The sequence below is a fragment of the Empedobacter sp. UBA7248 genome (assembly GCF_002472945.1).
In the GTDB taxonomy this organism is placed as follows: Bacteria; Bacteroidota; Bacteroidia; order Flavobacteriales; family Weeksellaceae; genus Empedobacter; species Empedobacter falsenii_C.
Map to the genome: position 1 here is coordinate 89,204 of NZ_DKSU01000014.1, position 12,317 is coordinate 101,520.

At 30.4% G+C, this 12,317-nt stretch carries 16 protein-coding genes; 12 read left to right on the top strand and 4 right to left on the bottom strand.

Going from position 1 to position 12,317, the window contains the following annotated elements:
* Window positions 1-22 precede the first annotated feature (22 nt).
* The 5 genes from B4A23_RS12810 to B4A23_RS12830 all read left to right on the top strand — a co-directional run bounded on the left by B4A23_RS12810 (window position 23) and on the right by B4A23_RS12830 (window position 2,415).
* Window positions 23-430: an NUDIX hydrolase gene (locus B4A23_RS12810; RefSeq protein WP_291120602.1), complete on the top strand. Its 408-nt coding sequence runs from the start codon at window positions 23-25 to the stop codon at window positions 428-430.
* Between the two features lie 80 nt (window positions 431-510).
* Complete coding sequence (locus B4A23_RS12815; protein WP_291120604.1) at window positions 511-990, top strand: DUF2938 domain-containing protein; 480 nt, start codon at window positions 511-513, stop codon at window positions 988-990.
* 72 nt (window positions 991-1,062) lie between these two features.
* Window positions 1,063-1,326, top strand: a complete 264-nt coding sequence (locus B4A23_RS12820; RefSeq protein ID WP_291120606.1) for a hypothetical protein — start codon at window positions 1,063-1,065, stop codon at window positions 1,324-1,326.
* 77 nt (window positions 1,327-1,403) lie between these two features.
* Window positions 1,404-1,835: an RNA polymerase sigma factor gene (locus B4A23_RS12825; RefSeq protein WP_414647093.1), complete on the top strand. Its 432-nt coding sequence runs from the start codon at window positions 1,404-1,406 to the stop codon at window positions 1,833-1,835.
* Window positions 1,825-2,415, top strand: coding sequence for a hypothetical protein (locus B4A23_RS12830; RefSeq protein WP_291120609.1), 591 nt, complete (start codon window positions 1,825-1,827; stop codon window positions 2,413-2,415). The genes B4A23_RS12825 and B4A23_RS12830 overlap by 11 nt, the downstream gene beginning before the upstream one ends.
* An 18-nt stretch (window positions 2,416-2,433) precedes the next feature.
* Here the strand turns inward: B4A23_RS12830 and B4A23_RS12835 are convergent, their stop codons facing one another.
* Entirely contained in the window at window positions 2,434-3,759 is a 1,326-nt protein-coding gene (locus B4A23_RS12835; protein WP_291120611.1) for a retropepsin-like aspartic protease, read from the bottom strand.
* A 160-nt stretch (window positions 3,760-3,919) separates the two neighbouring features.
* Here B4A23_RS12835 and B4A23_RS12840 point away from each other — a divergent pair, with 160 nt between their 5' ends.
* Complete coding sequence (locus B4A23_RS12840) at window positions 3,920-4,546, top strand: hypothetical protein (protein WP_291120613.1); 627 nt, start codon at window positions 3,920-3,922, stop codon at window positions 4,544-4,546.
* Between the two features lie 21 nt (window positions 4,547-4,567).
* On the opposite strand, the gene B4A23_RS12845 is transcribed toward B4A23_RS12840, so the two are convergent.
* A complete protein-coding gene (locus tag B4A23_RS12845; protein ID WP_291120615.1) occupies window positions 4,568-5,143 on the bottom strand; it encodes a hypothetical protein in 576 nt (191 codons plus the stop codon).
* A gap of 146 nt (window positions 5,144-5,289) precedes the next feature.
* Here B4A23_RS12845 and B4A23_RS12850 point away from each other — a divergent pair, with 146 nt between their 5' ends.
* Entirely contained in the window at window positions 5,290-6,003 is a 714-nt protein-coding gene (locus tag B4A23_RS12850) for a hypothetical protein (RefSeq protein ID WP_291120617.1), read from the top strand.
* Window positions 6,004-6,061: 58 nt separating this feature from the next.
* A complete protein-coding gene (locus B4A23_RS12855; protein WP_291120619.1) occupies window positions 6,062-6,775 on the top strand; it encodes a hypothetical protein in 714 nt (237 codons plus the stop codon).
* An 86-nt stretch (window positions 6,776-6,861) separates the two neighbouring features.
* Here the strand turns inward: B4A23_RS12855 and ahcY are convergent, their stop codons facing one another.
* Entirely contained in the window at window positions 6,862-8,175 is a 1,314-nt protein-coding gene (gene ahcY, locus B4A23_RS12860) for an adenosylhomocysteinase (RefSeq protein WP_038331025.1), read from the bottom strand.
* Window positions 8,176-8,249: 74 nt separating this feature from the next.
* Here ahcY and B4A23_RS12865 point away from each other — a divergent pair, with 74 nt between their 5' ends.
* The 4 genes from B4A23_RS12865 (at window position 8,250) to B4A23_RS12880 (ending at window position 11,204) form a co-directional block, all read left to right on the top strand.
* Window positions 8,250-8,879 carry a 4'-phosphopantetheinyl transferase family protein gene (locus tag B4A23_RS12865; protein WP_291120621.1) on the top strand — a complete coding sequence of 210 codons (630 nt, stop codon included), beginning with the start codon at window positions 8,250-8,252 and terminating at the stop codon, window positions 8,877-8,879.
* Window positions 8,880-8,961: 82 nt separating this feature from the next.
* Window positions 8,962-9,645 carry a nicotinamide riboside transporter PnuC gene (gene pnuC / locus B4A23_RS12870; protein ID WP_291120623.1) on the top strand — a complete coding sequence of 228 codons (684 nt, stop codon included), beginning with the start codon at window positions 8,962-8,964 and terminating at the stop codon, window positions 9,643-9,645.
* 67 nt (window positions 9,646-9,712) lie between these two features.
* Window positions 9,713-10,417, top strand: a complete 705-nt coding sequence (locus B4A23_RS12875; protein WP_052217477.1) for a Bax inhibitor-1/YccA family protein — start codon at window positions 9,713-9,715, stop codon at window positions 10,415-10,417.
* Window positions 10,418-10,487: 70 nt separating this feature from the next.
* On the top strand, window positions 10,488-11,204 hold the full coding sequence (locus B4A23_RS12880; protein ID WP_180905791.1) for a TIGR00730 family Rossman fold protein: 717 nt from the start codon (window positions 10,488-10,490) through the stop codon (window positions 11,202-11,204).
* A 55-nt stretch (window positions 11,205-11,259) separates the two neighbouring features.
* On the opposite strand, the gene B4A23_RS12885 is transcribed toward B4A23_RS12880, so the two are convergent.
* Window positions 11,260-12,294 carry a sialidase family protein gene (locus B4A23_RS12885; protein WP_291120625.1) on the bottom strand — a complete coding sequence of 345 codons (1,035 nt, stop codon included), beginning with the start codon at window positions 12,292-12,294 and terminating at the stop codon, window positions 11,260-11,262.
* Window positions 12,295-12,317 lie beyond the last annotated feature (23 nt).

The window sequence follows — 12,317 nt, forward strand, 5'->3', positions numbered from 1 at the left end:
GCATAACGCATAACGCATAACAATGAATTATATTTATTTGGTGAACGCCTTGGTTACAGATGAAATAGGTAGAATGTTAGCTGTCCGAAAAAAGAAATCAAAATTTTTTCAGATGGTTGGAGGAAAACGAGAGCAAGATGAAGAATTATTAACAACGCTTCGACGCGAATTTTTAGAAGAGATTAATGTTGATATTCTACATCACGATGTTTCATTTTTAGGGCAACACACTTCTATTGCCGTTAACGAAGAGAATACCAAAGTTCATGCAAATGTATTTCATGTTAAATTAAAATCATTAGAAACGCTTAAAATCGCTTCTGAGATAGAAGAAATGGAGTGGATAACGAAAGAAAACTACAAAGAATTTCAATTGGCTCATTTATTAGAAGAATTTAGTTTACCCATTTGGATAGAAATGGAATTTTAAGCAAATATTTTTGAAACACACTAATGCGATTATATTGCATTAATTAAAAAATAATCTATCTTTATTTAAAAAAATAAATGATGGAGATAATTATAAAAACAATATTGGTTGGCTTTGGAGCAACAATTGTGATGGATATTTGGGCTTTTATTTTGAAATTATTCAATATTAAATCTTTGGATTATAGATTTGTAGGCCGTTGGATTGGACATTTTGCAAGTAGAAAGTTTACGCATGATAAAATATTTGATTCAAAACCAATTCAAAATGAAGTTTTTATCGGTTGGTTGGCGCATTACTTAATCGGAATTACATTTTCTATTTTATTAGTCGTGATTTTTGGGGTAGAATGGTTAAATCATCCTACAATTTTTCCTGCTTTATTTGTAGGATTATTTACAATTGTCGCACCTTTTTTTATTATGCAACCAGCATTTGGGCTTGGAATTGCATCTTCAAAACTTCCGTCGCCAAATGTAATGCGTTTTCGCAGTTTACTCACACATCTTATTTTTGGTTTTGGCTTATATATTTCTGCATTAATTCTTTCTCTATTCTAAATATTTTTCAAAAAAGTTTGTAACGTTTTTACTTTTTTCCTACTTACTAGTAAACACTAAAATAATTAAACGATGAAATCTATTTGGGAAACAACAGTTGATAATAATGTTATCAGAATTGAGAATACTTGGTTTTCTGGTGATAAACTTTTTGTGAATGACAAATTACAAGATTATCAAATTAACTATTTTTCTGCACCAATTTTAACGGGGCATTTAAAAAATTCTAAAGATGAAAAGTTAAATATCAAAGTAAATATTTTGCAAGAATTTTTCGGAGTCAATTGTATTTTATTTATCGATGATGAACAAGTTGCGTTGAAAAAAATAAAGTAACGATTTTGGAAGCTAAACAAACTCTTTTTTTAGAATTAATCGATAAGCACAAAGGGATTTTATACAAAATCGCTCGTATGTATATGGATAATTCTGAAGATCAAAATGATTTGATACAAGAGATTGTTTTGCAACTATGGAAATCTTTTGATCGTTTTGAAGGAAATGCACAATTTTCGACATGGATGTATCGCGTTTCGCTAAATACGGCGTTAACTTTTTTCAAGAAAGAAAAAAAGAAAACAGATCGTCATACTTTTTTAGAAAATATTGATCAAGTAGATGAGGTAGATTCTGGTGAAAAAGAAACGCAACTCGAATTGTTTTATAAAGCAGTTCATGAATTAAATAAAGTAGAAAAAGCATTGATTTTTCTGTTTTTGGAAGGACAAAATCACAAGGAAATTAGTATGAACTTGGGAATTTCGGAAATAAATGCACGTGTGAAATTGAACAGAACGAAAGAAAAAATACAAATGATCATAAAAAAATACGGTTATGAATTTTGATGAATTACAAAAACAATGGGACAATCAATCTTCAGATGAAGTGAAAATTGATCCAAATCTTGAGCTTAATCAAGAAGCAAATACCATTATTGATAAAGTAAGAAAAACATTGAAACAAGAGTTTTATTTTCAATTATTAGGATTATTGTTTTTATATACTTTTCCTTTCTTATTTGATGCAAATACGCCAACAATTTGGTGGACATTGTTGTGTGTTTCGTTGACTTTTTTGGTGCCGTTTATTTATGTTTTCAAGTTTTATAAACGATCATATCATCTGGAATATAATTCATTAAAGAACATCAATTGGTTTTACTACAATTATAAATCTGCGATTGATATTTACAGTATTTACTCGTACATGATCTGTATTTTAATGTTGATGATTATTGGTGTTTCGTACATACAACATCCAAACTCGTTGCAATTTGTTTATAAATTTCAGTTTTATCTTTATATTTTTCTTACACTATTTTTCTATGTTTTAATTTGCGTTTTATTATTAAAATGGTGGATTTCTACTTATTATAAAAAGAATTTGGTAGAATTAGAAAATATATTACATCAATTAGAAGAGTAACCAAAAGTTACTCTTTTTTTAGTACGGAATATCGAGGATAAACTTAAATTTCATTGGAACATTATTTCGGAGGATTTCTACAGAAATTTGCTGAAATTCATTTTTAATCATAAATTTTTCGATATCATCTAAACTCATTTTATTCACTTGTTTTCCATCCAATTTTGTAAGTATATCATTTGCTTTCAAACCCACTAAATCTGCATTCGATTTTTTACGAACCACTTCTATTTTATAAACAGGTTTCATTTCAAATTGATAATTCATTTTTTGCGTTGTAGTACCATTATCTTTATCAATATCGTTTGTATTAAATGTCATTCCAACCGATGTTTTTTTCCATTCAAATTGATCGTGAATTATCGTTAATCCACTTCTATTGTAGTGAAAAGCATCTTTGAAATTTCGATTAGGTTTATAATAAAACAATTGATTTTTATAATCTAAAATAATTGTAAATCTTCTCAAAATTTCATTTCCGAGAGAGCCTTTTCGATTATTTTTAAAGTTAATATATTGGATTGATTCGATATCTGGAATGGCAATTAAAGGTTGATTAAGTTTATATTTATTTAAGTTTACAGCATCTATAACCCCACGTTTACCATTAATAGAACCATTAAAACCTTTGCCCAATTCATCCGAAAATACATGTTGTAAAGGTGCTAAATTCTCAATTTGATTCTCGAAAAGCCATAAACCATCACTATTTCCGATATCTATCAACATTTTTTGATTTGTGTAAGTTGTTTGATGCGTAAAATCAACAGTTGTGAAAGGCTTTATTTCTGGACTTATTTCTAATGGATTTGATTGAAATTTCTTTAATTTTTTAAGTTCAAGAATCGATTTATAAATGGTGATTTTTCTTTTTGCATAATCTATTTGAATTGGATAGTTTTTGAAAAATTCAGAACCTATTATTCCATGAACCTCAATTCCTAATCGAGAAAAGAGGTTGAAATTCTCGTCTTGTATCACGATAATATCCATATTATTTGAAGAATAATTTTTACCAATCTCGATTTGATTATTTGATGAAAAAAATCCTTTGGTATCAGCATTATCTTTTCCTAGACCTTTTAAATTAATTTGGCGAATATTGTTTTTGTTAATTGTTTTGTCATATTGGCTGAATAAAATAGTTTCTTTAAGACCAGAATCTACAATGAAATTCATTTGATGACCATTAAATGTAATTGGAACAAAAACTAAATTCTTGATAAATTGAAATGAGATAGTTTCTTTATTTACATTTTCGGCTAAAGAAAGTTCCTTTTTTTGTGCATGAATTAGTAAAAAAGTAAACACAAAAATTATTGAAAGTAATAATCTAATTTTCATTCAAATTTCAGTTTTTATTAAAATTATGCAAAAAAAATGATGTGATAATAAGATTATTCTTAATGTTAGAATTAAAACTTTAACATGTTATTGTGTAACCTTTGTGAATTTTGAACATCTATATTTTATAAAATTGATAAATGATTTAAAAACCAAATAGATGACAAAAATTTACTTTCTTTTTTTATGTTTTATAACGTTTGCAAATGCACAAGATTATAAAAAAGATACGATAGAATTACATGAAACGATTTTGTATGATAAAAGCAAATTTCGATTGAAACGTGTTGGTTCGGATACCAAGACGAAATCAATTTTAATCGGATTAACGGCTGATATTAATTTTAGTAAAGATTCACTTCCTAAGTTTACCAAAGAATTTGCAATTCCAATAAATGCGCCTAAAAAAGAATTCACTTTTCAACGTATTAATTTCAATTTTAGCAATAGTTTAAAAATAGATTCTATTCTTTTGAAAGTTGATTTAACGGCAATGAATAATGGGAAACCAGCTCAATCAATTTTAGAGAAACCTTTTGAAGTTGTTGTAAAAAAAGAATATCAACAGAATGATGTCTTTTCGATGGATTTACGTGATTTGAATATTAAATATCAAGATGATTTTTTCATTAAAGTAGAATTATTAACAGAAGTTGAAAAGCCAATTTATTTTAGTGGAGCTTTGCTGGCTAAATGTTTATATAAAACGACTGATTCTGATGTATGGATGAAAACACCATTAGGAATTACGCCTGCAATCAATGCTGATATTTTGATAAAAAGATAAAAGAGCTGAAAAGCTCTTTTATTATCGTGGTGTTCCCCAACCCCAAGGCGCTGGCGGAGTTTCAATTTCTTTTGTCAAGTCAAAATAGACGTTGAAAGGTGTTTTAGAACCTGCTTTTTGCAAATTGTAACTAAACGTTTTATCATCTAAGGTAATCCACCAAATATTTGTAGAAGCATAATCTATTAAGGTTGCAGTTTCTTGATCGGCAGGAAACATCTGAAAATCTTTGAAACCATAATTTGTATTTGTTCCTCCATAAAATGTAATTGTTTCCGAAGTTCCATTTTCGTGACGATGATCGTGTTTTAGCGTGATGATTCCATCTTTTTTAGTCAAAATCCATGTTCTCGAATAATTATCACCAACATTGAACGGAATTTTAATTTCGTTTGTAGAACAGCTTTTTACATGCATGGTTAATTTTTTACCCGCAAAATCATCGCGCGTAATATGTTCGGGCAATTTGCCTTCGTAAGCTTTACCGCAATGTTTTTTTAGATTTTTCCAGAATATTTCTGAAGGTTTTTCAGTTTGTGCAAAAAGTGAAGAACAACCAATTAAAACGAATCCAAGTTGTAAACATTTTTTAATCATAATCAGTAATAAAAATTATTCAATAATGATTTAAAGATAATATTTTAAAAATGATTAAGCATTAGTTTATTAGTTTGAAGAATAAGATTAACAAATTTTAAATGAAATAATTACTTATTTTAGATGTTCAAAATCAATCACAAAAAATGAAACAATTATTAATACTAACCTTAATTATATTTTCGAGTGCAGTTTTTGCGCAAGAGAAAACTTATCGATTTTTGTACGATTTTCATCAGAAAGGAAAGTTAACAACTTTTGAGAGAGTGAATAATTCTCCTGAATTTGCTAAAATATTTGAAGAATCTAAAAATAGATCATATGAAATTGAAGTTATTGTAAACAGAACGAATTCTTTGATAAAAATTTTAGAGAAAGTAAATAATTCTCAAGAAGGATTTTTCTCAGGTAGTTCTCCTTTGCCGAAATGGTTTTTAATTGATTTTGAAAATAATTTAACTTTTGAGGAGAAACAAAACTTATATGTTCAAGATTCTGTTTCTACTTTACAACTCAGACCTACACGCAATACGAAAACGATTCTTGGTATTAAAGCGAAAGAGTTTACCTATGAAAATGATGATTATACTTATAGTTTTTGGTTGGCAAAACAAAATGAGATAACCGTTAGCCCGATCTATTTTCAATTTAATGGATATGTTTTGTTGGAAGCGTCAATAAATGATAAAGCGTATGAAAAGGAAGGTGGTGAACGTAAATTATTTTATGTTTTGAAAGAAATTAAAAAACAAGATTTTAATTTCAACAAGATAATTCCGAAAAAATCTATATCTATATTGGAGTATAATAAAAAAATGGAACAATTAAAAGAAGATTCTAGAGGCGTAGAAAGAGATTAACATTTGTGTATATGGTTTTTAATTATATTTATCTTAAAATCAACAAAAAACATTTCTTATGAAAAATTACTTATCATTATTGTTTTCCATTTTAACTATTTCGCTTTTTGCGCAAGACAAAGATTACCAACTGTCTTATGATGTTCATCGTAAAGTAGAATTTCCGAAAGAAGCCATTGAAGGTTTTGATATTAATCTTGATGAATTAAACAAAAGTGCAAGTACTAAAAAAACGACTGAACTTTATGTAGGAAAAGACTTCAGTTTGATAGAAACACCAAAAAAAATAAGTAATGGTCAAGGAGATGTAGGTAGTGATCGTCCTTTACGACCAGAATGGTTGTTAAATGATTATCAAAATAATTTGAGCTATGAAAACTTTGAGCATTTTGAAATTCCATTAAAATTATTAATAAAAGAACCTGCTTTCTCTCCGACAGGTAATACAAAGAAAATATTGGATTTGGATGCGAAAGAATATACGTTTGAAGATGATAAATATAACTATTCGGTTTGGTTGACAAAATTAAATGATTTGTCAGGAAGCCCTTTATATTATCAGTTTAAAGGATTTTTGGTGTTAGAAGCGAAGATGATTGGTAAAATAATTAATAAAAAATCACCGAAAGAAGAATTACTTTATGTATTGATAAATATAAAAGAAACAAAAGCAAAGAATTATATAAAAATGATACCAAAAAGAACAAGTTCAGTTGAAACATCACCGAAATTAATTCGTAGAGATGAAAATGAGGACGTAGAAAAAGACTAACAAAAAAGCCCTCGCTTGTTCAGGGCGAGGGCATATAGTTAAGTGCTTTTTTCTTTTTTCAAATAAAAATTTTGAATTAAAATTAATTAATATCTATAATATTCTGGTTTAAATGGTCCTTCAACCGTTACACCAATGTATTCTGCTTGTTCTTGAGATAAAACTTCTAATTCTACTCCTAATTTAGCTAAATGCAATTCTGCAACTTTTTCATCTAAATGCTTAGGTAAAGTATATACTTCATTTTTGTAAGCTGACGAATTTGTCCACAACTCAATTTGAGCTAAAGTTTGGTTAGAGAAAGAGTTTGACATCACAAAAGAAGGGTGTCCTGTTGCACAACCTAAGTTAACTAAACGTCCTTCAGCCAAAATGATGATGTCATTTCCGTTGATGTTGTATTTGTCAACTTGTGGTTTAATTTCTTCTTTCGTGTTTCCGTAGTTTCCGTTTAACCAAGCCATATCGATTTCGTTATCGAAGTGACCAATGTTACACACAACTACTTTGTCTTTCATTTTCTCGAAATGCTCTGCACGTACAATTCCAAAGTTACCAGTAGTCGTAATTACGATATCAGCGTTTGCAACCACTGTATCTAATTTTTTTACTTCGTAACCTTCCATAGATGCTTGTAAAGCACAAATAGGGTCGATTTCTGTTACTGTAACAATTGCTCCAGCACCGCGGAAAGAAGCCGCTGTACCTTTACCAACATCACCAAATCCACAAACTACAACACGTTTACCAGCGATCATCAAGTCAGTAGCACGTTTGATAGCATCTACTGCAGATTCGCGACATCCGTATTTGTTGTCGAATTTAGATTTTGTTACAGAATCATTTACGTTAATTGCAGGCATAGGCAATGTACCTTTCTCCATTCTTTCGTAAAGACGGTGTACACCCGTAGTTGTTTCTTCTGATAATCCTTTGATCTCAGCAACCAATTCTGGGTAACGATCAATCACCATATTCGTTAAGTCTCCACCATCATCCAAAATCATATTTAATGGTTTACGATCTTCTCCGAAGAATAATGTTTGCTCGATACACCAATCGAATTCCTCTTCGTTCATCCCTTTCCAAGCATACACAGGAATCCCCGCAGCAGCAATTGCAGCAGCAGCGTGATCTTGTGTAGAGAAAATATTACATGACGACCATGTAACATCAGCTCCTAAAGCAACCAACGTTTCGATTAATACTGCAGTTTGGATTGTCATGTGTAGACAACCCGCAATGCGAGCACCTTTCAAAGGTTGAGCAGCTTTGTACTCTTCACGGATAGCCATCAACCCAGGCATTTCTGCCTCAGCCAACGTAATTTCCTTTCTTCCCCACTCAGCTAAAGAAATATCTTTAACTTTGTATGGAATGTATTGCGTTTTTGTATCCATCAATTGATATATTTAACTAACTTTTTTTTAAAGTTTATAAGGAACAAATTTACAAACAAATTTCGATTAATAAAATGCCCGTTATCGATTATATTAACGATTTTAAACATACCCGCATTATTACGTGGAATGTAACAGAATCGAATGAAGAATTGTTAGAATATCTTCATTTAGAGGATTATAGAATAGAAAAATATAATAATCTTCGACCTAAACAGGCCAGAGAATATCTTGGTTTGCGCGCTTGTCTAAAGAAATTGGACTTGGATTATGATGTAAATTATGACGAACGTGGAAAACCTTTTTTGCCTACAAACAAAGAAATTTCCATTACACATTCTTATGGATTGGTTTCTGTTGGCGTGAGCGAATATAATATTGGGATTGATATTGAATTGGCTCGACCAAGAAAAATTTTGAACATCAAACATAAATTTGCGCGTCCAGATGAAATAGCTTGGATTCCTCAAGAGCACGAGACTGAATATCTGCATATAATTTGGGGAATGAAAGAAGGTTTGTACAAGTTGAATGGTGGTAATCTTTGGAATTTTTTGAATCATTATCGTGCAGAAGAATTTGAATTAGTAGAGAATAAACAATTTATTTGTTGGATTTCGGATGATGTAAAATCTCGTAAATATCATGCATTTTATAGAATGATTGGTGAATATTATTTGGTTTGGGTGTTGGATTATGAATAAGTAAAAGTTAGAAATTAGAATTACGAATTTAGATTTTTGATTTACGATTTAGAAAGAATTATTTTTAACTCACAACTTAAGAATGAACGATTTTATTGATTACATCCTTGCGCCTTACAAAACCTATTCTACGTTGAATATCTTGCTAGAAACGATAGCAACATTGTTCGGAATTATTTCGGTTTATTATACCTATAAACGCAATATTTGGGTTTATCCAACTACAATTATTTCAACATTTATTTTCATTTATTTATTTTTTAATTGGGGATTATATGGTGAAACGATTATTAATGTTTACTATACTTCAATGGCAATTTATGGTTGGATTTTGTGGCAAAAAAATCTCGAAGCCGATCATAAACATGTAGATGTTTCGTGGGCAACGAAGAAAGAATATTTGTATGCAACGTTACTTTTCGCGTTGAGTTTTATCTTTATTTTGACGATTTATTATTTCCGTCCAGTCATTCAAAACGGGTTTGATGTTAATTTTATCAATCAATGCAAATTACATTATTCCAAAATTGATTTTGTAGACGCTTCGACAACTGCTATTTTTTTGATTGGAATGTGGATGATGGCAAGACGAAAAATTGATAATTGGTATTTCTGGATTATCGGCGATTTAATCATGATTCCATTAATGATTTACAAAGGAGCAGTTATCACTTCGGTGCAATATATTGTCTTGTTGATTTTATCATTTATCGGATTAATCGATTGGATAAAATCAGCCAAAAATTCACAGAAAATAGTGAGCTAAGAAATAATTTAAAATTAGTATTTTAGCCTTATAAATTGAATTTGAAAAACCTATAAAAATTACGAATATGGAAAATCAACACGTATATCAACAAAACCAATTGGTTGCAGAGGCAACAAGCGTAGAAAGGGCAAATTTCTATAAACATACTTACGGACACGTTGCTGGAGGAGTTTTGGTATTTGTTTTAATCGAATCTTTGATGTTAAAATCAGAAGCATTAGTCAGCTTTATGTTAAGTTTAACTTCTGGATATCTTTGGCTTATTTTATTAGCAGGTTTCATGGGAATCACATGGGTTGCACAAAAAATGGCGTACGGATCGATTTCAAAATCTAAACAATATTTAGGCTACTTTTTATACATAGTTGCAGAAGCTTTAATCTTTGTGCCAATGCTTTACATCGCATTATATTATGGCGGAACTTATGTGATAAAACAAGCAGCCGTTGTAACAGGCGGATTATTTGTAGGATTATCGGCTATTGTATTTTTAACAAAAGCAGATTTCTCTATTTTACGAGGAGCATTAACTATAGGATTTTTCTTAGCAATTGGATTGATTATTGCAGGAATGTTATTCGGGTTCGATTTAGGATTATGGTTCTCTGTTGGAATGTGCGCCTTGGCTGGTGGAGCAATTTTGTACAACACTCACCAATTAAAATATGAGTTCGGAACACAACAATATGTTGCAGCGGCATTGTCGTTATTTGCTTCATTAATGTTATTGTTTTGGTATATTTTGAGAATTTTTATGAGTAGAGATTAATCATTAAGAAACAATAAATTTGTATATTGAACCGTAGCATTTTTGTTGCGGTTTTTTTATTTAAAATACTATGACAGATAAAGAAAAGGAAGACGATAGAATACAATCTCCGTTTCGACCAAAAGATTGGAACGAGATTAGAATAAATGATTCTTGGGCGTTGTTCAAGATTATGGCAGAATTTGTAAATGGTTACGAAGTAATGTCTAAAATAGGACCTTGTGTGTCTATTTTTGGTTCGGCACGTACTTCTCCAGATCATCCATATTATGCATTAGCAGAAGACATTGCATACCGATTAACGCAGATTGGTTTTGGTGTAATTACTGGTGGAGGTCCTGCAATTATGGAGGCTGCAAACAAAGGAGCGCAAAAGGGTGGAGGAACTTCTGTTGGATTGGGAATTACGTTGCCTTTCGAAACAGAATTGAACAAATATATCGATCGTGAATATGAAATTAATTTTGATTATTTCTTTGCACGAAAAGTAATGTTTGTGAAATATTCGCAAGGATTTATCGGAATGCCAGGAGGTTTCGGAACGTTAGACGAATTATTTGAGTCGATGACATTGGTACAAACGAAGAAAACAGGACGTTTCCCGATTGTGTTAGTTGGAACTGAGTATTGGTCAGGTTTGATTGATTGGATCAAAGAAACAGTTTTGAGAGAAGGTTATATTTCTGAGAAAGATTTGGATCTTTTCCGTTTGGTTGATACAGCGGAAGAAGCAGTTGCTCACATCGAGAATTTCTACGAAAAATATAATATTAAGCTTAATTTTTAAGCAACGAAAAACCTCATCAATGGATGAGGTTTTTTTTATGTTTTTATGATTGAATTTATTTTAAATCAACTACTTCAAAAACCATATCTTGATAATCATCAGCTTCATAAAAAATTCCGACTTTATTTTTTGAGATATTTGTTAAAACGGAATAAGCCGAAGAATTTGGTTCTATTGTTTTTATAAAATTCCATGTTTTCGCTTGATCTTTACTTACTTTCAATCCCAAGTTTTGACGATCTTTCGGATCATGCAAATTACTAAACACAATATCTTTTCCTAAAACCAATGTAGAAGCATTACAAGTTGGATCAATTAATTGTTCTTCCATTTTAGACGTCCACGTTTTTCCTTGATCTTTCGAGATAAATATTTTTCTGAAACCAGCATTCTGAATACGTGCATTCAACATCCAATCTTTGTTTGGAAGCTGTACAATATTTGTTTCATCCGCTTTTTCCGCAACACTCGAAATTCGTTCCCACGTTTTCCCATGATCTTTACTTCCGAATACATAAACACCATCTTTCAATCGAACCAAAGTATTCAAAATCCAACCTTCTTTTGTGTAGGCACCTCGACCAGAAGTAATGAATTTAAAATCTTTTTTCCATTCTGTAGGTGTAATCTGATCTGTAATGTCAACAGGTTTTGACCACGTTTCTCCATTATCAGCACTTTTTACAAAATGTAATCGGAATTCATTTTTTGCAATTTTATGATTCATATAATTGTAAAAAAGATAGATTTCTTTTGTCTTTTCATCCATAACCATCGATACATCAGAAGCAGATTCTTGATCAGGAAAATCAATAATTCGTTTGATTTCTGACCATGTTTTTCCTTTGTCATCACTTGTTCTAATTACAATATTGATATCAGGATTGTAAAGCAAATCGCCACAATTTGGAACACGTTCGTCAATCGCTGCAATCAATGTTCCTTTTGCTGATGTAATAATACTCGGAATGCGATAACATTTGACATTCGATTGATTTTTGCTTGTAAATAAAACTTGTTTGTTGGTTTGGGCAAATCCTAGCGTATAAGCGAAGGAAAAAATGGTAAGTAGAATTTTCTTTTTTGTCATGGTGTGTAAATTAACCGACAAGT

Coding starts and splice junctions, on each gene's coding strand:
- B4A23_RS12810 (WP_291120602.1), top strand. CDS start 23: ATGAATTATATTTATTTGGTGAACGCCTTGGTTACAGATGAAATAGGT.
- B4A23_RS12815 (WP_291120604.1), top strand. CDS start 511: ATGGAGATAATTATAAAAACAATATTGGTTGGCTTTGGAGCAACAATT.
- B4A23_RS12820 (WP_291120606.1), top strand. CDS start 1,063: ATGAAATCTATTTGGGAAACAACAGTTGATAATAATGTTATCAGAATT.
- B4A23_RS12825 (WP_414647093.1), top strand. CDS start 1,404: ATGTATATGGATAATTCTGAAGATCAAAATGATTTGATACAAGAGATT.
- B4A23_RS12830 (WP_291120609.1), top strand. CDS start 1,825: ATGAATTTTGATGAATTACAAAAACAATGGGACAATCAATCTTCAGAT.
- B4A23_RS12835 (WP_291120611.1), bottom strand. CDS start 3,759: ATGAAAATTAGATTATTACTTTCAATAATTTTTGTGTTTACTTTTTTA.
- B4A23_RS12840 (WP_291120613.1), top strand. CDS start 3,920: ATGACAAAAATTTACTTTCTTTTTTTATGTTTTATAACGTTTGCAAAT.
- B4A23_RS12845 (WP_291120615.1), bottom strand. CDS start 5,143: ATGATTAAAAAATGTTTACAACTTGGATTCGTTTTAATTGGTTGTTCT.
- B4A23_RS12850 (WP_291120617.1), top strand. CDS start 5,290: ATGAAACAATTATTAATACTAACCTTAATTATATTTTCGAGTGCAGTT.
- B4A23_RS12855 (WP_291120619.1), top strand. CDS start 6,062: ATGAAAAATTACTTATCATTATTGTTTTCCATTTTAACTATTTCGCTT.
- ahcY (WP_038331025.1), bottom strand. CDS start 8,175: ATGGATACAAAAACGCAATACATTCCATACAAAGTTAAAGATATTTCT.
- B4A23_RS12865 (WP_291120621.1), top strand. CDS start 8,250: ATGCCCGTTATCGATTATATTAACGATTTTAAACATACCCGCATTATT.
- pnuC (WP_291120623.1), top strand. CDS start 8,962: ATGAACGATTTTATTGATTACATCCTTGCGCCTTACAAAACCTATTCT.
- B4A23_RS12875 (WP_052217477.1), top strand. CDS start 9,713: ATGGAAAATCAACACGTATATCAACAAAACCAATTGGTTGCAGAGGCA.
- B4A23_RS12880 (WP_180905791.1), top strand. CDS start 10,488: ATGACAGATAAAGAAAAGGAAGACGATAGAATACAATCTCCGTTTCGA.
- B4A23_RS12885 (WP_291120625.1), bottom strand. CDS start 12,294: ATGACAAAAAAGAAAATTCTACTTACCATTTTTTCCTTCGCTTATACG.